Source organism: Pseudomonas sp. MOIL14HWK12:I2 (genome assembly GCF_000510745.1).
Taxonomy (GTDB): Bacteria; Pseudomonadota; Gammaproteobacteria; order Pseudomonadales; family Pseudomonadaceae; genus Chryseomonas; species Chryseomonas oryzihabitans.
This window is the reverse complement of record NZ_KI783313.1, coordinates 395,035-417,582: the sequence shown is the minus strand read 5'-3', so window position 1 is coordinate 417,582 and position 22,548 is coordinate 395,035. Positions and strand designations below refer to the sequence as shown.

Annotated in this window: 22 protein-coding genes, 1 pseudogene and 2 riboswitches; of the genes and pseudogenes, 15 read left to right on the top strand and 8 right to left on the bottom strand. The window is 66.9% G+C overall.

Annotated features, from left to right (window positions below):
• Positions 1-74: 74 nt before the first annotated feature.
• Positions 75-803: a ScpA family protein gene (locus PSK12I2_RS0118255; RefSeq protein ID WP_169853965.1), complete on the top strand. Its 729-nt coding sequence runs from the start codon at positions 75-77 to the stop codon at positions 801-803.
• On the opposite strand, the gene PSK12I2_RS0118250 is transcribed toward PSK12I2_RS0118255, so the two are convergent.
• The 3 genes from PSK12I2_RS0118250 to PSK12I2_RS0118240 are packed head-to-tail and all read right to left on the bottom strand — an operon-like array spanning position 794 to position 2,043.
• On the bottom strand, positions 794-1,168 hold the full coding sequence (locus tag PSK12I2_RS0118250; RefSeq protein ID WP_027599502.1) for a cobalamin biosynthesis protein: 375 nt from the start codon (positions 1,166-1,168) through the stop codon (positions 794-796). The two genes, PSK12I2_RS0118255 and PSK12I2_RS0118250, sit on opposite strands and share 10 nt — an antisense overlap.
• Positions 1,168-1,845: a CbtA family protein gene (locus PSK12I2_RS0118245; RefSeq protein WP_027599501.1), complete on the bottom strand. Its 678-nt coding sequence runs from the start codon at positions 1,843-1,845 to the stop codon at positions 1,168-1,170. Before PSK12I2_RS0118245 ends, PSK12I2_RS0118250 begins: the two co-directional genes overlap by 1 nt.
• Positions 1,846-1,857: 12 nt before the next feature.
• Positions 1,858-2,043 carry a CbtB domain-containing protein gene (locus PSK12I2_RS0118240; RefSeq protein WP_007158478.1) on the bottom strand — a complete coding sequence of 62 codons (186 nt, stop codon included), beginning with the start codon at positions 2,041-2,043 and terminating at the stop codon, positions 1,858-1,860.
• Between the two features lie 85 nt (positions 2,044-2,128).
• Positions 2,129-2,335, bottom strand: a riboswitch (cobalamin riboswitch).
• 58 nt (positions 2,336-2,393) lie between these two features.
• A riboswitch (cobalamin riboswitch) is annotated at positions 2,394-2,720 on the top strand.
• 102 nt (positions 2,721-2,822) lie between these two features.
• Here PSK12I2_RS0118240 and cobW point away from each other — a divergent pair.
• The 4 genes from cobW to PSK12I2_RS0118220 are packed head-to-tail and all read left to right on the top strand — an operon-like array spanning position 2,823 to position 9,341.
• The gene (cobW, locus tag PSK12I2_RS0118235) at positions 2,823-3,875 is read left to right on the top strand and encodes a cobalamin biosynthesis protein CobW (protein WP_027599500.1); all 1,053 of its coding nucleotides are present in this window, start codon (positions 2,823-2,825) and stop codon (positions 3,873-3,875) included.
• Between the two features lie 6 nt (positions 3,876-3,881).
• The gene (gene cobN / locus PSK12I2_RS0118230) at positions 3,882-7,631 is read left to right on the top strand and encodes a cobaltochelatase subunit CobN (protein WP_027599499.1); all 3,750 of its coding nucleotides are present in this window, start codon (positions 3,882-3,884) and stop codon (positions 7,629-7,631) included.
• Between the two features lies 1 nt (position 7,632).
• A complete protein-coding gene (locus tag PSK12I2_RS0118225) occupies positions 7,633-8,676 on the top strand; it encodes an ATP-binding protein (protein WP_027599498.1) in 1,044 nt (347 codons plus the stop codon).
• A 20-nt stretch (positions 8,677-8,696) separates the two neighbouring features.
• Positions 8,697-9,341: a VWA domain-containing protein gene (locus PSK12I2_RS0118220; protein WP_037007839.1), complete on the top strand. Its 645-nt coding sequence runs from the start codon at positions 8,697-8,699 to the stop codon at positions 9,339-9,341.
• A 116-nt stretch (positions 9,342-9,457) separates the two neighbouring features.
• Here the strand turns inward: PSK12I2_RS0118220 and PSK12I2_RS0118215 are convergent, their stop codons facing one another.
• From PSK12I2_RS0118215 to PSK12I2_RS0118195, 4 genes are all read right to left on the bottom strand, one after another.
• Positions 9,458-10,378 (bottom strand): metal ABC transporter substrate-binding protein, encoded by a 921-nt coding sequence (locus tag PSK12I2_RS0118215; RefSeq protein WP_027599496.1) that lies wholly within the window; start codon positions 10,376-10,378, stop codon positions 9,458-9,460.
• Between the two features lie 11 nt (positions 10,379-10,389).
• Positions 10,390-11,259, bottom strand: coding sequence for a metal ABC transporter permease (locus PSK12I2_RS0118210; protein ID WP_007158472.1), 870 nt, complete (start codon positions 11,257-11,259; stop codon positions 10,390-10,392).
• On the bottom strand, positions 11,256-11,990 hold the full coding sequence (gene aztA, locus PSK12I2_RS0118205; RefSeq protein ID WP_027599495.1) for a zinc ABC transporter ATP-binding protein AztA: 735 nt from the start codon (positions 11,988-11,990) through the stop codon (positions 11,256-11,258). The genes PSK12I2_RS0118210 and aztA overlap by 4 nt, the downstream gene beginning before the upstream one ends.
• 267 nt (positions 11,991-12,257) lie before the next feature.
• Positions 12,258-13,355 (bottom strand): DNA topoisomerase IB, encoded by a 1,098-nt coding sequence (locus tag PSK12I2_RS0118195; protein ID WP_007158469.1) that lies wholly within the window; start codon positions 13,353-13,355, stop codon positions 12,258-12,260.
• Between the two features lie 90 nt (positions 13,356-13,445).
• Here PSK12I2_RS0118195 and PSK12I2_RS0118190 point away from each other — a divergent pair, with 90 nt between their 5' ends.
• The 8 genes and pseudogenes from PSK12I2_RS0118190 (at position 13,446) to PSK12I2_RS0118160 (ending at position 19,298) form a co-directional block, all read left to right on the top strand.
• Complete coding sequence (locus PSK12I2_RS0118190; protein WP_027599494.1) at positions 13,446-13,703, top strand: DUF3253 domain-containing protein; 258 nt, start codon at positions 13,446-13,448, stop codon at positions 13,701-13,703.
• A 73-nt stretch (positions 13,704-13,776) separates the two neighbouring features.
• Complete coding sequence (locus PSK12I2_RS0118185; protein ID WP_007158467.1) at positions 13,777-14,085, top strand: PepSY domain-containing protein; 309 nt, start codon at positions 13,777-13,779, stop codon at positions 14,083-14,085.
• A 20-nt stretch (positions 14,086-14,105) separates the two neighbouring features.
• Positions 14,106-14,381, top strand: coding sequence for a PepSY domain-containing protein (locus PSK12I2_RS0118180; protein WP_007158466.1), 276 nt, complete (start codon positions 14,106-14,108; stop codon positions 14,379-14,381).
• A complete protein-coding gene (locus tag PSK12I2_RS0118175; protein ID WP_007158465.1) occupies positions 14,382-15,047 on the top strand; it encodes a response regulator transcription factor in 666 nt (221 codons plus the stop codon).
• Positions 15,044-16,381: a sensor histidine kinase gene (locus tag PSK12I2_RS0118170; RefSeq protein WP_027599492.1), complete on the top strand. Its 1,338-nt coding sequence runs from the start codon at positions 15,044-15,046 to the stop codon at positions 16,379-16,381. The genes PSK12I2_RS0118175 and PSK12I2_RS0118170 overlap by 4 nt, the downstream gene beginning before the upstream one ends.
• A gap of 25 nt (positions 16,382-16,406) precedes the next feature.
• Positions 16,407-17,267 (top strand): annotated as a pseudogene (locus PSK12I2_RS25620) (cache domain-containing protein); the annotation flags it as partial.
• Positions 17,268-17,369: 102 nt separating this feature from the next.
• Positions 17,370-18,125, top strand: coding sequence for a methyl-accepting chemotaxis protein (locus PSK12I2_RS25615; protein WP_371099739.1), 756 nt, complete (start codon positions 17,370-17,372; stop codon positions 18,123-18,125).
• Between the two features lie 123 nt (positions 18,126-18,248).
• Positions 18,249-19,298 (top strand): AI-2E family transporter, encoded by a 1,050-nt coding sequence (locus PSK12I2_RS0118160; protein WP_027599490.1) that lies wholly within the window; start codon positions 18,249-18,251, stop codon positions 19,296-19,298.
• Between the two features lie 48 nt (positions 19,299-19,346).
• On the opposite strand, the gene PSK12I2_RS0118155 is transcribed toward PSK12I2_RS0118160, so the two are convergent.
• Entirely contained in the window at positions 19,347-20,216 is an 870-nt protein-coding gene (locus tag PSK12I2_RS0118155; protein WP_007158461.1) for a MurR/RpiR family transcriptional regulator, read from the bottom strand.
• Between the two features lie 164 nt (positions 20,217-20,380).
• Here PSK12I2_RS0118155 and zwf point away from each other — a divergent pair, with 164 nt between their 5' ends.
• Together zwf and pgl are read left to right on the top strand one after the other, a co-directional pair.
• Positions 20,381-21,850 carry a glucose-6-phosphate dehydrogenase gene (zwf, locus tag PSK12I2_RS0118150; protein ID WP_007158460.1) on the top strand — a complete coding sequence of 490 codons (1,470 nt, stop codon included), beginning with the start codon at positions 20,381-20,383 and terminating at the stop codon, positions 21,848-21,850.
• Complete coding sequence (gene pgl / locus PSK12I2_RS0118145) at positions 21,837-22,547, top strand: 6-phosphogluconolactonase (RefSeq protein ID WP_027599489.1); 711 nt, start codon at positions 21,837-21,839, stop codon at positions 22,545-22,547. The genes zwf and pgl overlap by 14 nt, the downstream gene beginning before the upstream one ends.
• Position 22,548 lies beyond the last annotated feature (1 nt).

The following is a 22,548-nucleotide window of genomic DNA, read 5'->3' as shown; positions in this document are numbered from 1 at the left end:
AGCTGCGCCTGGCGCTGGTCTATGGCGAGGCCTTCACCGAACTGCCCCAGGACCTCTACATTCCGCCGGATGCGCTGGAGGTCTTTCTCGAAGCCTTCGAGGGGCCCCTCGACCTGCTGCTCTATCTGATCCGCAAGCAGAACATCGACATCCTCGACATTCCGGTCGCCGAGATCACCCGGCAGTACATGAGCTACGTCGAGCTGATGAAGGCGGTGCAACTGGAGCTGGCCGCCGAATACCTGCTGATGGCCGCCATGCTGGCGGAGATCAAGTCGCGCATGCTGCTGCCGCGCGCCGAAGGCCTGGAGGCCGAAGAGGAAGACCCGCGCGCCGAACTGATCCGCAGGCTGCAGGAATACGAGCGCTTCAAGAAGGCCGCCGAGGACCTCGACGACCTGCCGCGGGAGGGACGCAACTTCGTGGTGCCCAGCTTGCCGGCGCCCGAGGCGCGGGCGCGCAAGCTCCTACCCGAGGTGGAGCTGGGCGAGTTGCTGCTGGCCATGGGCGAGGTCCTGCGCCGCGCCGACCTGTTCGAGAGTCACCAGGTGACCCGCGAGGTGCTGTCCACCCGCGAGCGCATGAGTCAGGTGCTGGAGCGCCTCAAGGATGGCGCCTTCGTACCCTTCGTGGCGCTGTTCACCCTGGATGAAGGCCGGCTCGGGGTGGTGGTGACCTTCATGGCCATCCTCGAGCTGGTCAAGGAGTCCCTGGTGGAGCTGGTGCAGAACGAGCCCTTCAGCCCCATCCATGTCCGCGCCCGGGTCAGAGACACTGATGCGGAAGGGGTCGCTCAGGCGTAAGCCAGCGCTGCCGTCGCGGCCGCGCTCTTGCGCTTGCCGACCCGCAACCGGGCGCCTTCACCGGCCGCAGCCAGGGCCGCGGCTTCAGCCACGCTGGGACTGCCGGTGTGTTGCAAGGCGACCGCACTCGGCGCGGCGATGCCCTCCTGTTGCGCCAGACGTTCGGCGGAGAAGCCCTGCAAGGGCAGTTGCCAGCGCTGGGCCAGGTGTTGCAGTGCGTTTTCCTCCACACGGCGGTCCACCGTCGCCAGCGCCGTCAGGGCGTTGGGGTCGCAGCCGGCCTCCTGCAGCACTGCCAGGGCCAGCGCGGTCAGCTCCTCCACCGAACAGCCCCGGCGGCAACCCAGGCCCAGGACCAGCGCCATCAGGCCTGAGGCGCCTGGCGATGGAACAGCCAGCTGCAGGCGAGTCCCAGGAGCAGCCAGAACGGCAGGTTGCTGGCCAGCACGGCGATCTGGAAGTGCCGTTGCAAGGCCTCCGGTGCCAGGCTCGCCTGGGCGACGGGTTGGGGCGCACCCAGCAGATGGGGAATGAGCAGCAGCTCGAGGGCGGCGATCTTGAAGCCGGGATGGCGAGTGAACGCCAGGAGCGCGAGCGCCGCGGCAGTGGCACCGGCAGTGCCCAGCCACCAGGCTTGACGCAGGGTGAGATCCGCCGCGGCCGTGCCGGGTAGCTCCGGCGGCAGGCCGAGGCTGGGCGCCAGGCAAAAGGTGGCATAGCCGGCCAGGCCCCACAGCAGGCCCTGGTGCAGGCGGGTCGGGCCTCTTAGATTGAACAGGCCCGCCAGGATCAGGCCGAAGCCTACCGCCACCACCAGGTTACCGCCAAAGGTCGACAGGGTTCGCGGCCAGCCATCCGCCGGCGTCCAGGCTGCTTCTTCACCATGATGATGCTGTCCGGCCATGGCGGGCGCCTCGGTCTGGACCTCGTAGGTTTCCGCCTGGAGGATGAGCGGGGTCAGCCACAGGCTTTGCAGGGCACTCAGCAACAGGGCCGCAAGGAGGCCGGCCACGCCGGCACTGAAGGCAATACGCTGGAACATGGCGAACTCCTTTTAGTGGCAGGGGAAGCCTTCGCTATGGCGGGTATCGTGGGCGCCGTTGTGCAGCGCCTCGACATGGGAGAAACCGGCCAGAAGCACCAGGCCCAGGCCGAGCAGGCAGGCGAGCAGGGTGGCGGTCAGGCGCTGGGTGCGGGTACTGGTCTGGGGCAGGGCGGTGGTCGAGCGGGTAGCGGTCATGGCAGGGCCTCGGATTCCAAGCGGCAGGGACGCGCCGAGGCAGCGAGCCGCAGGCGGCCGCCGTCCAGCACGACCGCCCACCGCGGGTTGCTTGAAAGCAGCAGGCCGGTCTCCGGACTCACGAGGGTTGCAGGCTGCAACTACCAGGATCGCCTTCCCCAGACTTGCCGGCCGGGTGGCTCTGTGATCCTGCGCTCGTCTACCGTTGCGGGGGCAGTGCCGGACTCGGACCGGCTTCCCGTTTCACCGCGACCCATGGCGGAGTCGCGACACCTGAAGCAGCAGCGAGCAGACCACGCGCCTCGTCCGCCGGTCAAGTCTGGCCGATTGACACCCCGGCGGGGCGCTCGTAGCCTGTCGCGTTCCGAGGTGCTCTTGTCGGCAAGAGCTTGAAAGGGAACGCGGTGCGAAACCGCGGCTGCCCCCGCAACTGTAAGCGGCGTTTTTAGCCTCTCCACTAGAGCCTGTTCATAATTTGCTGCGCGTCGGCCAAACTGCGTTGAAGCTGCTTTCGGAATGCTCATTTACCATTCGTAAACTCCGCTTCCTCAAGCATCTTCGCCTTGTTTGACTCTAGCTCGCGAAATTATGAACACGCTCTAAGGCCACTGCTCACGCGGGAAGGCCGGAGCCGGGCGCCGCGAGCCAGGAGACCTGCCTCGCCACGTTTCGAACACGCAACCGGGCGGGGTGATCCGGGCTGCCATTGGGGCCTCGCCGCGGCGCGAGCGCCTGGCATGCCTGCCCGTCTTCTTTCGCTTTCTCTCTAATGGCAGCCCATGAAAACCCTGGCCAAGACCCCCGTCACCATCGTCACCGGCTTCCTCGGTTCCGGCAAGACCACCCTGCTGCGACACATGCTCGACCACGCCGAAGGCCGCCGCATCGCGGTGATCGTCAACGAATTCGGCGAGCTGGGCATCGACGGTGAAATCCTGCGCCAGTGCAGCATCGGCTGTACCGAGGAAGAGGCCCAGGGCCGCGTCTTCGAACTGGCCAACGGCTGCCTGTGCTGCACCGTGCAGGAAGAATTCTTCCCGGTGATGAAGGAGTTGGTGGCCCGCCGCGGCGACATCGACCATATCCTCATCGAGACCAGTGGCCTGGCCCTGCCCAAGCCCCTGGTGCAGGCCTTCCAGTGGCCGGAGATCCGCAACGCCTGCACGGTGGATGCGGTGATCACCGTGGTCGACAGCCCCGCGGTGGCGGCCGGCACCTTCGCCGCCCATCCCGAGCAGGTGGACGTCCAGCGCCGCCAGGACCCCAACCTCGACCATGAATCGCCGCTCCACGAGTTGTTCGAAGACCAGCTCGCCAGCGCCGATCTTGTGATCCTCAACAAGGCCGATGGCCTGGATGCCGAGGCCCTGGCGCGGGTACGTGCCGAGGTCACCGAGGAGTTGCCGCCGGCGGTCAAGGTGGTGGAAGCCAGTCGCGGCGTGCTGCCGCTGTCGGTTCTGCTGGGGCTGCAGGCCGAATCCGAGGCCCATATCGACAGCCGTCCCACCCACCATGACCTCGAAGGTCATGAAGACCACGATCACGACGAATTCGACTCCTTCGGCGTCCAGCTGCCCGAGGTGGCCGAGGCGACCCTGCTGGCGGCCCTGGCCGAGGTGGTCAAGACCCATGGTGTGCTGCGGGTGAAGGGCTTCGCGGCCATCGCCGGCAAGCCGCTGCGACTGCTGGTCCAGGGGGTCGGCACCCGCTTCGACAAGCACTTCGACCGCCCCTGGAAGACCGATGAGACTCGCAGCACCCAGCTGGTGCTGATCGGCCAGGAGTTGGACCAGGCGGCCATCACCGCCCAGTTGCGCGCCGCGGTCGCCTGACGCCAGATGCATCTGCTGCGTACCCAGCCGGGCGGCTTCGTCCCCGACGACGGCATCGCCCACCTGGCGCAGACGCCCGGTGAGATCGTCGTGCTCTGCAGTGGCGATTCGCACCTGGCTCTGCTGGCGGAGGCGACCCGTAGCCTGGACGAGGACTATCCGAGTCTGCGCCTGGCCAATCCCATGCAGTTGCAGAACCACGCCTCGGTGGACCTCTATGTCGAGGAGGTGCTGAGCCAGGCTCGGGTGGTGTTCATCTCCCTGCACGGCGGCCAGGGTTACTGGCGTTATGGCATGGAACGGCTGGCCGAGTTGGCCGCGCGGGGGCTGACCCTGATCGCGGTACCCGGCTGCGATCGGCCCGATCCTGAGCTGATGGCCCTGGGTACGGTGGCGCCGGACCTGGCCGAACGGCTGTGGCGCTATCTGCGCCAGGGAGGGCTGGGCAATGCCCGGGATTTCCTGCACTGCCTGGCGGCCGAATGCCTGGGTGCCCCTTACACCTACCAGCCGCCACGGGAATTGCCGCGGGTGGCGGTCTATCAGCCGGAAGGCCTGGGTCTGGACGGCTGGCGCCAGCACTGGCGACCGGATTGGCCGACCGCGGCGCTGCTGTTCTATCGCACCCATCTGCAGTCGGCCAACACCGCCTTCGTCGACGTCTTCTGCCAGCAGCTGGCCGCCGAAGGGCTGAATCCGTTGCCTATCGCCGTGGCCAGTCTCAAGGAGCCGGCCTGTCTGGAGGAGGTGGAGCGGCTGCTGGACGAGACCAGCGCCGCCCTGATCCTCAATACCACCGGCTTCGCCCAGTCCAGTCCGGAGCGGCCGAATCTGACGCCGTTCCGTCGCCCGGTGCCGGTGCTCCAGGCCATCTGCGCCCAGGACAATCACGAGCGCTGGCTGGAGAATCCCCAGGGTCTGGGTGCCCGCGACCTGGCCATGCATATCGCCCTGCCGGAATTGGACGGGCGCATCATTACCCGGCCGATCAGCTTCAAGGGCCTGGCCTGGCGCTGCGAGCGCAGCCAGAGCGACGTGGTCAACTACCAGGCCGATGGCGAGCGCATGGCCTTCGTCGCCCGCCTGGCGCGCAACTGGATCGAACTGGCACGGCGTCCTGCGGCGGACAAGCGCATCGCCCTGATCCTGGCCAACTATCCGACCCGCGATGGCCGCATCGGCAATGGCGTGGGCCTGGATACCCCGGCGGCAGCGCTCGGGGTGCTGCAGGCCCTGCAGACGGCCGGCTATCCGGTGGCCAATCTGCCGGACAGCGGCACCGCCCTGATCGAGCGCCTGCTCGGTGGGGTGACCAACGACAGCGCCCTGCGCGATCTGCGCCCGGCCTTGCAGAGTCTGGCGCTGCAGGACTACCAGGCGTTGTTCGCCGGGTTGCCGCTCAGCCTGCAGCAGGCGGTGACCGAGCGCTGGGGCGGACCCGAGACCGATCCCATGCACCGTCGCGGTCGGCTCATGGTGGCCGGGGTGCGCTTCGGCCTGACCTTTGTCGGCATCCAGCCGGCACGTGGCTACGACGTCGATCCGGCCGCGGTCTACCACGATCCTGCGCTGGTGCCGCCCCATGGCTACCTGGCCTTCTATTTCTGGCTGCGCGAGGCCTATGGCGCCCAGGCCGTGGTGCATCTGGGCAAGCACGGCAACCTGGAATGGCTGCCGGGCAAGGGCGTCGGGCTGTCGGCGGAGTGTTGGCCGGACGCCATTCTCGGACCGCTGCCCAACGTCTATCCCTTCATCGTCAACGACCCGGGCGAGGGCGCCCAGGCCAAGCGCCGCACCCAGGCGGTGATCATCGATCACCTGATGCCGCCGCTGACCCGAGCCGAGAGCTACGGGCCCCTGCGCGATCTGGAGCGCCTGGCCGACGAATACTATGACGCCAGCCTGCTGGATCTGCGGCGCGCCACCGAGTTGCGCGGCGAGATCCTGCAACTGGTGCGCGAGACCGCGCTGGATCGCGAGCTGGGGCTGGTGATCACCGACGATCCGGACAGCTGGCTGCCGCAACTGGACGCCTATCTCTGCGATCTTAAGGAATCCCAGATCCGCGACGGCCTGCATGTGTTCGGTGAATCCCCGACCGGGCAATTGCGTCGCGATACCCTGGTGGCGCTCTTGCGCATCCCCCGTGGCGATGCCCAGGGCGGCAATGCGAGTCTCTTGCGGGCGCTGGCCAAGGATCTGCAGCTGGAGTTCGATCCCCTGGCCGCCGACCTGGGCGAGCCCTGGCAAGGGGCGCGCCCGGCTTGCCTGGCGGCGCTGTCCGCCGAACCCTGGCGCACCCTGGGCGATACCCGGGAGCGCCTGGAATTGCTGGCCCTGGCGCTGGTCGCCGCGATGGTCGATGCCGAGCCCTTGCCGTTGGCGCTGGACGAATTGCCGGCGACCCGTCCGGTGCTGGAACACCTGGTCACCCAGGTGGCGCCGGCACTGGACGGCTGTGGCCCCGCTGAAATCGGCGGCCTCCTGGCGGCCCTGGACGGGCGCTTCGTGCCGGCCGGTCCCAGCGGCGCGCCCAGTCGCGGGCGGCTGGATGTCCTGCCCACCGGGCGCAACTTCTTTTCCGTGGACGTGCGCAACCTGCCGAGCATGACCGCCTGGCGGCTCGGCTGGCAGTCGGCCAATCTGCTGCTGGAGCGTCATCTGCAGGAGGAGGGCGACCACCTGCGCCAGCTGGGTCTTTCGGTCTGGGGCACGGCGACCATGAGGACCGGCGGCGACGACATCGCCCAGGCCATGGCGCTGTTGGGTGTGCGCCCGGTGTGGCAGACCGGCAGCGCCCGGGTCGAAGACTTCGAGATCCTGCCGCTGTCGCTGCTGGATCGTCCGCGGGTGGACGTCACCCTGCGCATCTCGGGTTTCTTCCGCGATGCCTTCGGTGGTCTGGTACGGCTGTTCGATGCCGCGGTCCAGGCGGTCGCTGCCCTGGACGAGCCGGACGATCTCAACCCCCTGGCCGCCCAGGTTCGCCACGAGCGCGCTGCCCTGGAAGCGGCCGGTACCGCTGCTGACCTCGCCCGGCGTCAGGCCGGCTGGCGCATCTTCGGCGCCCAGCCCGGTGCCTATGGCGCCGGTGTTCAGGGCGCGGTGGAAGAACGCCAGTGGCAGGATCGCAGCGAACTGGCCACGGCCTACCTCAACTGGGGCGGCTACGCCTATGGCGCCGAGGATGAGGGCACCACCGCTCGCGATGACTTCTCCCGCCGCCTCGGTCGGCTGCAGGCCGTACTGCAGAACCAGGACAACCGCGAGCACGACCTGCTCGATTCCAACGACTACTACCAGTTCCAGGGCGGCATGCTGGCCGCCGCCGAGACCCTGAGCGGCCAGCGGCGCGCCAGCTACTTCGGCGACCATGCCCAGGCCGATCTGCCGAAGATCCGCACCCTGAAGGAAGAGCTGGGCCGCGTGGTGCGCTCCCGGGCAGCCAATCCCAAGTGGATCGCCGGCATGAAGCGCCATGGCTACAAGGGGGCCTTCGAGATGGCCGCCACCGTGGACTACCTGTTCGGCTTCGGCGCCACTACCGAACTGGTGGAGGATCACCAGTACCGGCAACTGGCCGATGCCTATCTGCTCGACGCCGATACCCGTGACTTCGTCGAGCGCCATAACCCCGAGGCCCTGCGCGACATGACCGAGCGCCTGCTGGAGGCCCAGCAGCGCGGTCTCTGGCAACAGCCGGGCGACTACCGCGAAGCCCTCGAACAGCTGCTGATGGATATGGATGAAGCCTGAGATGACCGCCCCTGTCTTTCCCCTGGCCGCCGTGGTCGGCGCAGACAGCCTCAAGTTGGCGCTGTGCCTGAATGCCATCGATCCCCGTATCGGCGGTGTGCTGATCGAAGGTCCCCGGGGCATGGCCAAGTCGACCCTGGCCCGGGGCCTGGCCGATCTGCTCGGCGGCGGTCCCTTCGTCACCCTGCCTCTGGGCGCAAGCGAAGAGCGCATCGTCGGCACCCTGGATCTGGATGCGGCGCTGGGCGAAGGCCGGGCGCGCTTCGCGCCGGGCGTACTGGCGGCGGCCCATGGCGGCGTGCTCTATGTCGACGAGGTCAATCTGCTGCCGGATCACCTGGTCGACCTGCTGCTGGATGTGGCGGCCAGTGGGGTCAACCGGGTGGAGCGCGACGGCATCTCCCATGAGCACGCCGCGCGCTTTTTGCTGGTGGGCACCATGAATCCGGAGGAGGGCGAGTTGCGTCCGCAGTTGCTGGACAGGTTCGGCTTCGCCCTGGCGCTGGACAGCCGGCCGGCCCCCCGGGAGCGGGCGGAGATCCTGCGCCGGCGGCTGGCCTTCGACAGCGATCCGTCAGCCTTCATTGCGCAGTGGGAAGCGGCGCAGGGGGAACTGCGTCAGCGCTGCGCCGTGGCCCGTACACGGCTGGCCGACATTCCACTGGACGATGCCGCCCTGGAGGCCATCACTGCAGGCTGCCACCAGGCCGGTGTCGATGGCCTGCGCGCCGACCTGGTCTGGCTACGCGCGGCGCGCGCCCATGCGGCCTGGCGCGGCGCCACGGCGATCGAAAACGCCGATATCGCCGCCGTGGCCGAATTCGCCTTGCGCCATCGGCGCCGCGAACTGGCGGATGGTCCCTCATTAATACCACCCCTACAGGATGATTTGACTCCCACTACTCTGGAGCGAGAGCCTGGCGATCAACAGGAGCAGGGGGATGCCGAGACCGCGCAGGGCGAGGGCGATAGCTGGGGTGCCCTGGCGCCGGAGCCCACTGCAACGGGTCCCAGACGCCGATTGGGCGGGGCAAAAAAGCCCTAGGCATCCGATCATCCGGCACCCTGGATCGCGATGCCCGAAGCGGGACGGGCAAGGCCGCAGGCGGTCGCCAGGGCGCGCGTTCGCCGGGTACCGAAGGCCCTGTTGCCTGGGTGCCGACGCTGCTCCGCGGGCGTCCCCGTCGCGCGGTTGATCTCCTGCGGCAACCACGCCGGCAGCGTCCGGCCCAGCTTTGGCTGGTGATCCTCGATCACTCCGCGTCCACCCGCCGCCACGGTGCCCTGGCCCAGGCCAAGGGGCTGCTGGCCGACTGGTTCGAGCAGGCCTATCGCCAGCGGGTCAGGGTCGCGGTCCTGCAGACGGCGGGGGCGCGACCCGAATGGTCTTTCCAGGGCCAGCGTAGCGGGCAGGCCCTTCAGGCATGGCTGGAGCAGCTGGGCGCGGGAGGCGGAACGCCTTTGCTGGCGGGACTGGTGGAAGCTCAGGCCTGGTTGACGAGCCGTCGGCGGCAACACCCCGGCGAGGAATGCCAGCTGCTGCTGGTCACCGATGGACGTCTGCGTGAGCTGGAGGGGTTGGCCCTACCGGACTGTCCCATCCGGGTGCTGGATATCGAGTTGGGACCACTGCGCCTGGGACGGGCAGGGGAACTGGCTCGGCGCCTGGGCGCGGAATACCTTCACCTCGAGGAGGTACCGGTGGTCTAGCCACCGGTGCGGCGTAGGTCGGGTTGAGGCGGTCCCATCGTCGAAGCCCGACATCGGGGAACTCGAGCCTCGTTCTGTTGGGCTTCGCTGCGCTCAACCCAACCTACCAGAGAGCCTCAATGCCCGCCCTTCATCGCCTTGACCAGGGTATCCACGTTGTAGCGGAACATGGCGGCATAGGTGGGCGCCGGGCCGTCCGCCGGAGACAGGGCTTCGACGTACAGCTCGCCACCCGGCTGGGCGCCGCTGGCCTTGGCGATCTGCTGTACCAGGCGCGGATCGTTGGAGTTCTCGAAGAAGTAGGTGGCGACATGCTCCTGCTTGATCTGGCGGATCAGCTTGGCGACGTCCTGGGCGGACGCCTCGGCTTCGGTCGATAGCCCCAGCGGCGAGATGAAGGTCACGCCATAGGCGTCGGCGAAGTAGCCGAAGGCATCATGGGAGGTCAGTACCTTGCGTTTGGCCTTGGGTACCTGGCCGATCTGCTCGCGGGCATAGCGATCCAGGGCTTCCAGTTCGGCGATGTAGCGATCGCCGTTGGCCTTGAAGGTGGCCGCGTCCGCCGGATCCACCGCGGACAGCGCCTTCACCACGTTGCGGGTGTAGACGACCACGTTCAGCGGGTTGTTCCAGACATGGGGATCGATACCGCCATGGTCGTGATCATGGTCCGCGTTGCCATGTTCATCCTCGTCTTCCGCCATCTCGCGGGTCTTGATCCCCTCACTGAGCACCACCGGCGGGCGCGCCTGGCCGGAGGCCTTGATCAGGCGGTCCATCCAGCCTTCCAGGTGCAGGCCGCTCATGAACACCACATCGGCCTGCTTCAGCGCCTGGGCATCGGTGGGCGTCGGTTCATAGGCATGGGGATCGCCATTGGGACCGACCAGGGAGGAGACCTGCACCTGATCGCCACCGACCTGTTTGACCACGTCGGCGATCACGGTAAAGGTGGCGACGGCCTTGACCGGTGCGGCCTGGGCCTGGCCGGCAGCGGCGAGCAGGAGGGCAGCGCCCAGGGAGAACAGGGATTTCATGGTGACTCCTTTCAGTGGGTGAGGTGGGGGCGGGGGCGCAGTCGCCGGTAGAGACCCAGGCGACCGAACAGCAGGGACAGGAGGTAGCAGCCACCCGCAGTGAGGACGATGGCCGGACCCGAGGCGCAGCCAAGGTGGTAGGACAGCACCAGGCCGATCAGGCCGCTGAGGCTGGCGATCAGGCTGGCTACCGCCATCAGCCCGGGCAGGCTGTTGGCCCAGAAGCGCGCCGCGGTGGCCGGCAGCATCATCAGACCCACCGCCATCAGGGTGCCCAGGGCCTGGAAGCCGGCGACCAGGTTGAGCACCACCAGCAGCAAAAACAGCAGGTGATAGAGCGAACCGCGACCACCCACGGCGCGCAGGAAGCCCGGATCGAAGCACTCCAGCGCCAGCGGCCGGTAGATCACCGCCAGCACCAGCAGCGACAGGGTGGCGATGCCGGCGACCAGATAGAGCGCCGTGGCGTCGATGGCCAGGATGGTGCCGAACAGCACGTGCAGCAGATCCACGCTGGAGCCGTGCAGTGACACGATCAGCACCCCGGCGGCCAGGGACATCAGATAGAAGCTGGCGAAGCTGGCATCCTCGCGCTGGCTGGTGAAGCGGCTGACCAGGCCGGCGAGACCGGCCACCAGCAGGCCGGCGAGCATTCCGCCGATGCCCATGGCCGGCAGCGACAGCCCGGCGACCATGAAGCCCAGGGCTGCGCCTGGCAGCACGGCATGACTCATGGCATCGCCTACCAGACTCATGCGCCTGAGCATCAGCAGGACACCCACCGGACCGGCGCCCAGCGCCAGGGCCAGGCAGGCCACCAGGGCGCGGCGCATGAAGCCGAATTCGACGAAGGGTTCGACGAGAAATTGATAGAGGGTCATGCGCGTTCACAGACCGCCGCGTTGGCGTCCCAGCGTTCGGCGAGATTGCGCGCGCGGGCCAGATGCTCGCTGACCAGCACCTGATCGGTGTCGCCCCAGGCGATGGCCTCCCGGGCCAGCAGCAGGGTCTCGGGAAAGTGCTGGCGAACCTGCTCCAGGTCGTGCAGCACGGCGATTACCGTGCGGCCCTGGCCATGCCAGCGGCGGACGATGGTCAGCAGGTCCGCAGTGGTGCGCGCATCGATGGCGGTGAAGGGCTCGTCCAGCAGCAGCACGGGAGCGTCCTGCAACAGCAGGCGGGCGAACAGTACCCGCTGGAATTGCCCGGACGAGAGGGCGCCGACCAGGCGGTCCTCCAGGCCTTCGAGACCCACCGCCTGCAGCGCCCTGGCCGCTTCCTCCCGGTGGGCGGCGGTTACCCCGCGCCAGAGGCCCAGGCCGCGCCAGGCGCCCAGCACCACGGTTTCCAGCACGCTGAGGGGAAAGCTGCGGTCGATCTCGGCGGCCTGGGGCAGGTAGCCCAGACGGCGTTGCGGCACCGCGCGGGCGACCCGGCCACTGACGGGTCTCAGGGTGCCGGCGATGGCCTTGAGCAGGGTGGACTTGCCGGCGCCGTTGGGGCCGACGATGGCGGTGAGGCTGCCGGTCCGGAAGCAGCCGCTGAGATGATGGATGGCCGGATGTCGCTGATAGGCCAGGGTCAGGTCCTGGAGTTCGATGGCCGCGCTCATGGCAGGGCGACCGCCCAGAGCACGGCCAGCCACAGGGCGACCAGGGGAATGCTGGCGAGCAGCAGGCGGGCGGGTACGGAGAGCAGCAGCAGGGAAGCGCGCGGGGATGCCATGATCGAGCCTTGGATAACGTGCAAAAGTTATAACATAACAGATGCAGCGACGTCATCAGGGCGCGCGGGATGAATCACGCCAGGCGAGCAGGGTCGGGTTTTGCCGCAGAATGTTCCCTGCCCCATGCAAGAGGCAGGGTAGGGTGCGATCCTGTCAGGCCGCCTGGGTCTCCGCCATCCGCTCTTCCAGCCGTTGCAGGAAGTTGAGCAGCAGCACCTCTTCCTCCTTCAGCCCCTTGCGCTTGCGCGGTTTGGGCAGGGTACAGAGGTCACCGGCGAGGAAGGCATCCAGCACCCCGGGATGGATGTAGCACTTGCGGCAGACCGCCGGGGTATTGCCCAGGGTGCGGGAAACCGCCTTGACCATGTCCACCAGTTCCTTCTTGGCATCGGTCTGGGTCTCGCAGCGCAATTCGCGCAAGGCTTCCAGGGCAAGGGCGCTGCCCGCCCAGGTGCGATAGTCCTTGGCGGTGAAGTCGGCGCCGGTGAGTTCGTGCAGGTAGGCGTTGACGTCCGACGAGGTCACGGTATGGCGTTCGCCATCACCGTCCACATACTGGAAAAGGTGCTGGCCGGGCAGCTCCAGGCACTTCTTCACGGTGCGCGCCAGCCGCGGATCGCTGACCTTGATGTCGTGCTCCACCCCGCTCTTGCCGCGGAAGTGGAAGGCGATGGTGTTGCCATGCACCTCGGCGTGCCGGTTGCGCAGCGTGGTAAGGCCATAGGACTTGTTGCTCTTGGCATACTGGGCGTTGCCGACCCGGATCAGGGTCGCGTCGAGCAGGCTGATGACCGTGGCCATGACCTTTTCCCGACAGAGGCCGCGGCGGGCGAGATCCTCTTCCACCCGCTGCCGCAGCTTGGGCAGGGCCTGCCCGAAGGCCAGCATCCGCTCGTACTTGTCGGTATCGCGGATCTCGCGCCAGCGCGGGTGGTAGCGATACTGCTTGCGACCGCGGGCGTCGCGTCCGGTGGCCTGCAGATGACCGTTGGCGTCCGGACAGATCCAGACGTCGGTATAGGCCGGCGGGATGGCCAGCTTGTTGATCCGCTCGACTTCCGCCTGGTCGCGGATGCGCTCGCCAGCGGGAGTGAAGTAGGCCCATTTGCCACGCAGCTTGCGCCGGCTCAGACCCGGCTGGCTGTCGTCGACGTAGTTGAGGTCGGGCGGCAGGGGGGTGCAGAGGGCGGTACCGGTGTCGTCACGCTCATCGGCGGGGATGGGCAGGTCGGTCTGGGCGAGGCGTTGCATTACTTTCGAGGGTTTCGAGCGAGAGGTCATGACTGCACCGACGATTTCCTGGTCGAAACGGTGGACTCCAGGAAACAGGACCCGGTTCTCATGACAGCGCTCGAGCCGACCGACGCACAGTTGCGCGAAGCCTTGCTGGCCAAGGCACGGGCGCGCCGCCCAGGGACCACCTTCTGTCCTTCGGAAGTTGCGCGCGACCTTGCGGCGGACTGGCGACCACTGATGGAGCCCCTGCGCGAGGTGGCACGGGAGCTGGCTCGCGCAGGGCGGCTGAGGGTGACGCAGAAGGGCGAGGTCCTGGACACCGAAGCGCCCTGGCGCGGTCCGATCCGATTAAGCTTGGCTTAAGCGGCGTTTAAGTTTCGATTAATGGCCGATGGCTACTCTGGAACCCGTTCAGACAGCAACCAGAGGAATCACCATGAAAAAGCTTACCGCCCTCGCGACCGCCACCCTCCTGCTCACCGGTATGGGCGTTGCCCAGGCCCGCGATCTCGGCCCCGACGAAGCCCTCAAGCTGCGTGACAGCGGCAAGATCAAGAGCTTCGAGGTGCTCAACCAGGCCGCCATCGCCAAGCATCCGGGCTCGACCACCCACGAGACCGAACTGGAAGAAGAATACGGTCGCTACATCTATCAACTGGAACTGCGTGACCCCAAAGGTGTGAAATGGGATCTGGAACTCGACGCCACCACCGGCGAAGTCCTGAAAGATCAGCGCGACGACTGACCGTTGTCCTCGCCGGACTCTTGCTGCTCGGCAGCGTCTCGCCGCTGATCCAGGCCCGCGACCTGGATCAGGACGAGGCCCTCAAGCTGCGCAAGGAGGGGGTTATCCGCCCGCTGGAGACCCTCTTGCAGCGGGTCAACGAACGCTATCCCCAGGCTCGGCTGCTGGAAGCCGAACTGGAAGAAGAAGACGGTCAGTATCGCTACGAGATCGAGATCCTCGTCGGCGATGTCGTCCGCGAACTGGAAATCGGCGCGATGGATGGCGCCATCATGAAGGACGAGGTGGACGACTAGATGCGCCTGTTGCTGGTGGAAGACGATGTCGCCCTGGCCGACGAAATTTCGGCGTTCCTTGCCCGCCAGGGCTATGCCGTGGACTGGCTCGCCGATGGCCGCGACGCCGCCTGGCAGGGTGCTCAGGAGCCCTATGACCTCATCGTGCTCGATCTCGGCCTGCCGGGGCGGCCAGGGCTCGAGGTGCTCAGCGAGTGGCGCGCAAAGGCGCTGGCGACGCCGGTCCTGATCCTGACCGCCCGCGACAGCTGGGCGGAGCGCATCGACGGTCTCAAGGCCGGTGCCGACGACTACCTCACCAAACCCTTTCACCCCGAAGAGCTGGGCCTGCGCATCGCCGCCTTGCTGCGGCGGGTTCGCGGCGTGGCCAACCAGCCGCTCCTGCAGGCCGCCGGACTCGCGCTGGACGAGGCGCGCCAGTGCGTGGTGCGTGGCAGCGAAACCATCTCCCTGAGCGCCGCGGAATTCCGTCTGCTGCGCTGTTTCCTGCTGCATCCCGGACAGATCCTTTCCAAGACGCGCCTGAACGACCACCTCTACGACGGCGAGAGCGAGCGCGACTCCAATGTCATCGAGGTTCACGTCAATCACTTGCGGCGCAAGCTGGGGCGCGAGGTCATCGAGACGCGCCGCGGCCAGGGCTATCGCCTGGGCGGTGTCGATTGAGGTCCATCCAGGCCCGCCTCAGGGTCGGGCTGGTGGCCATTCTGCTGGTGGCGGGCCTGGTGCTGGTCCTCGGGGGCGCCTGGCTGGTGGACCATGCCTTGCGCCGCTACCTGGAGACCGGGCTGCGCGGCGAGACGGAAAATCTGCTCGCCGCCCTGGTACGTGGGCCCCATGGCCTGCAACTGGACGAGGGCCGCCTGGGCAGCCTCTACACCCGCCCGCTGTCCGGTCGCTATTTCCTCATCGAGATCCCGGCGCTGGATATCCGCTGGCGCTCGCGCTCCCTGTGGGACGCGCAACTGCAAGCGCCGCCCAGGAGTGGCCTGAGCGAGACCCTGGCGGACGGCCCCAGCGGCCAGCGATTGCTCACCTACCGCGCTGACTACCAGCGCTATGGCCAGACGGTACGGGTCGTGGTGGCCGACGACTACAACCCGCTGCTGACCAACCTGACGCGCATCCTCGCGTTCGGTGCCCTGCTGGGGCTGGCGACCCTGCTGCTGGTCCTTCTGCTGCAACGGCTGATCGTGCGCCGGGCGCTGCGCCCGCTGGACCAGGTGCGCGAGCAGATCGCCCAGCTGCATCAGGGGCGCCGTTCGACGCTGGACGCCGGCGTGCCCACCGAGCTTGCGCCGCTGGTGGAGGAGATGAACGCCTTGCTGCGCCATACCGAGGACGGCCTGAAGCGCGCGCGGCATGGCATCGGCAACCTGGGGCATGCGCTCAAGACGCCGCTGGCGGTGCTCACCAGCCTGGCCGAGCGCCCCGAACTCCAGGCACTGCCCGAGCAGCGCGAGGTCTTGCGCGAGCAACTGGCGCGTATCCGCCAGCGGCTGGAGCGGGAGTTGCGCCGCGCCCGGCTGGCCGGCGAGGCCCTGCCAGGCGCTCATCTGGATGCTGCCGAACTGCGCGAGCTTTGCCTACTGCTCAATCGCCTGCATGGCGAGCACCTGCGGTTCGACTGCCATCTGCCCGAAGGACTGCGCCTGCCCTGGGACCGGGAAGACCTTCTGGAGCTGTTCGGTACCCTGCTGGACAACGCCGGCAAGTGGGCGGATCGGCAGGTTCGGCTGGACGTGGCGCAGCGGGAAGAGGGTTATCTGATCCGGATCGAGGACGACGGCCCCGGCGTGCCGGAAGCGCAGCGCGCGGCCATCCTCGAGCGGGGTTCCCGGCTGGACGAGGCGGTGGCCGGTCATGGCCTGGGGCTGGGAATCGCCAAGGACATCGTCGAAGGTTGCGCTGGAACCCTCGCCCTTGAGACTTCCCGGCTGGGTGGGCTGGCGGTGGTCATCTGCCTTCCGGCGCCGGTGCGCACAGCGTCTACGAGGTGACTTCTCGGTCAAGTTCTGCAGCGCGATGCCGATAACGGCATCAGCTCTTGCGAACAAGGAGAACCTCGTGAGCCTCAAACTTAAAGTCACCTTGCTGGCGGTCCTGCCCGTCTGCCTGTTCACGCTCGTGCTGGGTGGTCTGTCTTACTGGGTCTTGCACGAGCAGGCGCTCAAGGACGTCGCCGATGCCCGCGAGCGGCTGATGGTGCAGAGTCGCAACGGCCTGCAGAACACCGTGGAAGCGGCCATGACCGTGGTCAAGCCGCTGTACGACAAGGCCTCCGCGGGTGATACCGAGGCGCGCCAGGAGGCCATCCGCCTGCTGTCCGCCATCAGCTACGGCAAGGATGGCTATATCTTCGGCTACGATTCCAACGTGGTCCGCCTGTTCAAGGGCAACGACCCGGCCGGGATCGGCAAGAGCTTCAAGGACAATCGCGATCCCAGCGGCGTCTACCTCAACCAGGAACTGGTCCGGGTCGGCAAGGATGGCTCGCATTTCAGTCGCTACAGCTCTTCGCTGCCGGGCAACAAGGACGTGCTGGTGCCCAAGCTCGCCTATACCGACTACCTGCCCAAGTGGGATCTGGTGATCGGTTCCGCGGTGAACCTGGATGGCGTGGAGGCCGAGGTCGCCGCCGTGGCCGACCAGGTCGCCAAGCGTACCCAGGACCAGCTCTGGCTGATCTTCGGTACCTCCGGCGTGCTGCTGGTGGTGATCGGTTTCGCCGCGCAACTTTTTGCCGCCCGGACCCTCAGGCCCCTGGCGCAGATTCGCGAGAACCTCGATGACATCGCCGCCGGTGAGGGTGATCTGACCCGCCGCCTGCCGGTCAACGGGCGTGACGAGATCGGTGAACTCGCCGCTGCCTTCAATCGCTTCGTCGATCGCATCCAGGGCACCATCGCCCAGGTCGTCGACATCACCCACCAGTTCACCGGTCTGCTTGACGATGTGGCCCAGCAGGCCCAGCGCACCGATCGCGACATGCAGCGTCAGCGCAGCGAAACCGATCAGGTGGCGACCGCCATCAACCAGATGTCCGCCGCGGCACAGGAGGTGGCGAGCAGCGCCCTGCGGGCCTCCGAAGCCACCCGCCAGACCGAGGAGAAGGGCCGGCTGGCCCGGGAGACGGTGGCCACCAGCGTGGCGCGCATCCACGAGCTGGTCGAGGAGGTACGCCAGAGCAGCGTCTCCCTCGATGGCCTCAAGCAGGACGTCGGCGCCATCGTCGGCGTACTGGACGTGATCCGCGCCATTGCCGAACAGACCAATCTGTTGGCACTCAACGCCGCCATCGAAGCGGCTCGGGCCGGTGAGGCCGGTCGCGGCTTCGCCGTGGTCGCCGACGAAGTACGCGCGCTGGCCAGCCGGACGCAGCAGAGCACCCAGGAAATCCAGGGCATGATCGATCGTCTGCAGCAGGCCACTGGCCGTGCGGTGGGTGCCATGGAGCGCTCGGGAGGCATGGGCGAGGCCACTACGGCCCAGGCCGAGCAGGCGGGGACAGCCCTGGCTGCCATCAGCGAATTGATCGCCACCATCAATGCCATGAACACCCAGATCGCCAGTGCGGCGGAAGAGCAGACAGCGGTGGCGGAGGAGATCAATCGCAGCGTCCATACCATCGCCGGTGCCGTGGACAGCATGGCCCAGGGGGCTCAACAGGGTGCCCAGAGTACCGCCGGCATGGTCGGTCTGGGCGAGCGGCTGGACGGATTGGTTCGCCAGTTCCGTGTATGATCGCCGGCGCGTCGGGTACTCCGGCGCGCCTCTTCAGGTCGAGTTGGGGGTGCTCACGGGAACCCCACGGCTTCCGAGGCTCTAAGCAAGGCCTGTCATCCTTGTTTGGAATCGCGAAAGCCAATGAAAAGTGCTCGGCTGGAAAACAAGACGTTCCTGATCCTGCTGGTGGTGGTCTCGCTGGCCTTCGTCTGGATCCTCACCCCGTTCCTGGGGGCGGTGTTCTGGGGCGCCATCCTCGCCATCCTGTTCGCACCGTTGCAGCGCTGGTTCGTCCGCCGCTTCAACAACAGGCGCAACCTCGGGGCGCTCTGCACCCTGTTCGTGATCCTGCTCATCGTCATCCTGCCGGTGGTGTTCATCGCCATTTCCCTGGTCCAGGAAGGCTCGCTGCTCTATCAGCAGATCAGCAGCGGTCAGCTCAACTTCGGCCAGTACTACCAGCAGATCTGGGGCGCCTTGCCGGATTCGGTACGCAGCGTCCTGCAGCGCTTTGGTGCCGGTGACCTGGACGGCATCCGCCAGAAGCTCTCCGCTGGTGCCATGCAGGGCAGCCAGTGGGTAGCCACCCAGGCCTTCAGCTTCGGGCAGGGCACCTTCCAGTTCCTGATCGGCTTCGGCGTGATGCTCTACCTGCTGTTCTTCCTGCTGCGCGACGGTTCCCAGCTGGTGGCGCTGATCCGCAAGGCCATTCCGCTGAGTGACATGCACAAGCGCAGCCTGATGGCCAAGTTCACCGCCGTGGTGCGCGCCACGGTCAAGGGCAACATCATCGTGGCCGTGGTGCAGGGCGCCCTGGGCGGCTTCATCCTCGGCGTGCTGGGTGTGCAGGGCGCGGTGCTCTGGGGCACCCTGATGGCCTTCCTCTCGCTGCTGCCCGCGGTCGGCTCGGCGCTGATCTGGGTGCCGGTGGCCATCTACTTCCTGGCCACGGGAGCGGTGATCAAGGGCGTGATCCTGATCGTCTTCGCCGTGGTGGTGATCGGCCTGGTGGACAACCTGCTGCGCCCCATCCTGGTCGGCAAGGACACCAAGATGCCCGACTACGTGGTGCTGATCTCCACCATCGGCGGCATGTCGCTGTTCGGCCTCAACGGCTTCGTCATCGGCCCGCTGATCGCCGCGCTGTTCATGTCGACCTGGGACCTGTTCAGCCACCGCGACGATATTTGAAGGACGACGTGCTCCAGGGGACTGGAGCACACGAACGGGCAGCGCGCGTCAGCCCTGGTCGGGCTCCGAGGGATAGCGGGTCGCGACCAGACTTTCCTTGACCTTGCGCAGGTGCGGCTGGAAATCCACGCCGCGCTTGAGCGTGACCCCGGTAGCCAGGATGTCCAGCACGGTGAGCTGGATGATCCGCGAGGTCATGGGCATGTAGATATCGGTGTCTTCCGGCAGCGGAATGTCCAGGCTGTGGGTGCAGACCTTGGCCAGCGGGGTGTTGCTGGCGGTGAGGCCGAGCACCGAGGCGCCGTTGTCGCGGGCCAGCTTGGCCACGTCCACCAGTTCGCGGGTGCGGCCGGTGTAGGAGATGATCACGAAGAGATCGCCGGTCCTGGCGATGGAGGCGAGCATCCGCTGCATCAGCACGTCCGAATGCGCCGACACCGCCATGTTGAAGCGAAAGAACTTGTGCTGGGCGTCGAGGGCCACGGGCGCCGAGGCACCCAGGCCGAAGAAGTGGATCTGCCGCGCCTGGATCATCAGATCGACCGCGCGATCCACCGTGCGGGCGTCCAGGCGCTGGCGGGCGCTGTCCAGCGAGGCGATGGTGCTGCTGAAGATCTTTTCCGCGTAGGCCTCGGGTTCGTCGTTGGCTTCCACCGCTTGGCTGACATAGACCGCGCCACTGGCGATGCTTTGCGCCAGCTGGATCTTCATTTCCGGATAGCCGCTCACGCCCAGGGAACGGCAGAAGCGGTTGACGGTGGGCTCGCTGACCTGGGCCGCCTGGGCCAGGGCGGCGATGGTGTAGCGGGTGGCCTGCCGGGGATTCTGCAGAATGACCTCGGCGACCTTGCGTTCTGCGCGGTTGAGTTCGCCGATACGGGTCTGGATGGTTTGCAGCAGGGTGCTGGCACGATCCATGAGAACTCCTAGTGGTTGTTGTGCCTCTATCCTAAGGCTATAAAAGGTGTGGGCAGGGCTTACCCCTGCGCCGTATTTTTTAATATAAAGACTACGCGAATCGCCCCGGCTCCCCTATGATGGTGCTGGAATATCTCAAACTTTAAGTAAAAGAACGAATATTTATGGCTGGCGTCCGAGTTCTACCCTGTACCCTGGCAATCTTCGGCGCATTGGGCGACCTGGCCCTGCGCAAACTTTTCCCTGCCCTGTATCAGCTGGATCGTGAAGGTCTGCTGCACGAGGATACCCGCATCATGGCGCTGGCGCGTGACCAGGGCGATGGGGTCAAGCAGCTGGAGCACATCGAGGAGCGCCTGCGCCACTATGTGCCCAAGGCCGATTGGGACGAAGCGGTATGGACCCGGATGCGTGGTCGTCTCGGCTATCGCGCCATCGATTTCCGCAATCGCGAAGACTATACGGGACTTGCCGAGGATGTGGGTGAGACGTCGCCGCTGATCGCCTATTTCGCCACCCCGGCGCTGGTCTACAGCGCCATCTGCGAGAACCTCGCCGCCGTCGGCCTGTGCGAGCGCACCCGGGTGGTGATGGAAAAGCCCATCGGCTACGACCTGGAATCCTCCAAGGTGGTCAACGATGCCGTGGCGCGCTTCTTTCCCGAAGACCGCGTCTATCGCATCGACCACTACCTGGGCAAGGAAACCGTCCAGAACCTCATCGCCCTGCGTTTCGCCAACAGCCTGTTCGAGACCCAGTGGAACCAGAACTACATCTCCCACGTGGAGATCACCGTGGCCGAGAAGGTCGGCATCGAGGGTCGCTGGGGCTACTTCGACCAGGCCGGCCAGCTGCGCGACATGGTGCAGAACCACCTGCTGCAACTGCTCTGCCTGACCGCCATGGATCCGCCGGCGGATCTTTCCGCCGACAGCATCCGCGACGAGAAGGTCAAGGTCCTCAAGGCCCTGGAGCCCATCACCGCCGACCAGCTCGCCAGCCGGGTGGTCCTGGGGCAGTACACCGCCGGCTACAGTGACGGCAAGCCGGTGCCGGGCTATCTGGAAGAGCCCAATTCCAACACCGAGAGCCGCACCGAGACCTTTGTCGCCATCCGCGCCGACATCCGCAACTGGCGCTGGTCCGGTGTGCCTTTCTATCTGCGCACCGGCAAGCGCATGCCGCAGAAGCTTTCGCAGATCGTCATCCATTTCAAGGAGCCACCGCACTACATCTTCGCTCCCGAGCAGCGCAGCCTGATCAGCAACCGCCTGATCATCCGCATCCAGCCGGACGAGGGTATCTCGCTGCAGGTGATGAGCAAGGATCAGGGCCTGCGCAAGGGCATGCAGCTGCGCAGCGGTCCGCTGCAGCTCAACTTCTCCGAGACCTTCAAGCACCTGCGTACGCCGGATGCCTATGAGCGACTGCTGCTGGAAGTCATGCAAGGCAACCAATCGCTGTTCGTCCGCAAGGACGAGATCGAAGCGGCCTGGAAATGGTGCGACCAGCTGATGGATGGCTGGTCGAAGATGGGCGATTCGCCCAAGTCTTATGCCGCCGGCAGCTGGGGTCCGCTGACCTCCATCGCACTGATCGCACGAGACGGGAGATCCTGGTATGGCGACGTCTGATCTGGGGCAGGGCGTGACCCTGCGCGAACTGCCTGACCGCGACGCCCACGCGGCGACGCTGGCCGAGACCGTCACCACCGCGCTGCGCGAAGCCCTGGCGGCCCGCGGCGAGGCGCTGCTGATCGTCTCCGGCGGTCGCAGTCCGGTGCCCTTTCTGGAGCGCCTGGCCCAGGCCGAGCTGGACTGGTCCAAGGTGCTGGTGACCCTGGCGGACGAGCGCTGGGTACCCGGTGACCATCCGGACAGCAATGCCGGCCTGCTGCGCAAGCACCTGTTCCAGGGGCCTGCCGCCGCGGCCGGCTTCGTCGACCTCTACAGCCCGGCCAGCTCCACGGAAGAGGGCATGGCCCTGACCGAAGCCCGGCTGCGCGACGCCCTGGCGACGCCCGATGTGCTGGTGCTGGGCATGGGTGACGACGCCCATACCGCTTCGCTCTTCCCCGGCAGTCCCGGCCTGGAAGAGGCCCTGGATCCGGCCAGCGAGCGCCTCAGCTTCCCCGGCGTGGCACCGTCCGCGCCCCAGACCCGCATTACCCTGAGCCGTGCCTACCTGAGCCGCGCGCGGCAACAGATCCTCGCCATCCAGGGCGCAGGCAAGCGACAGGTGCTGGAAACCGCTCTGGCCGAGGGCGACGAGCTGGCCACTCCGATCAAGGCGTTCCTGCGCGAACCCCTGGTCGTCTTTTGGTGCCCCTGAC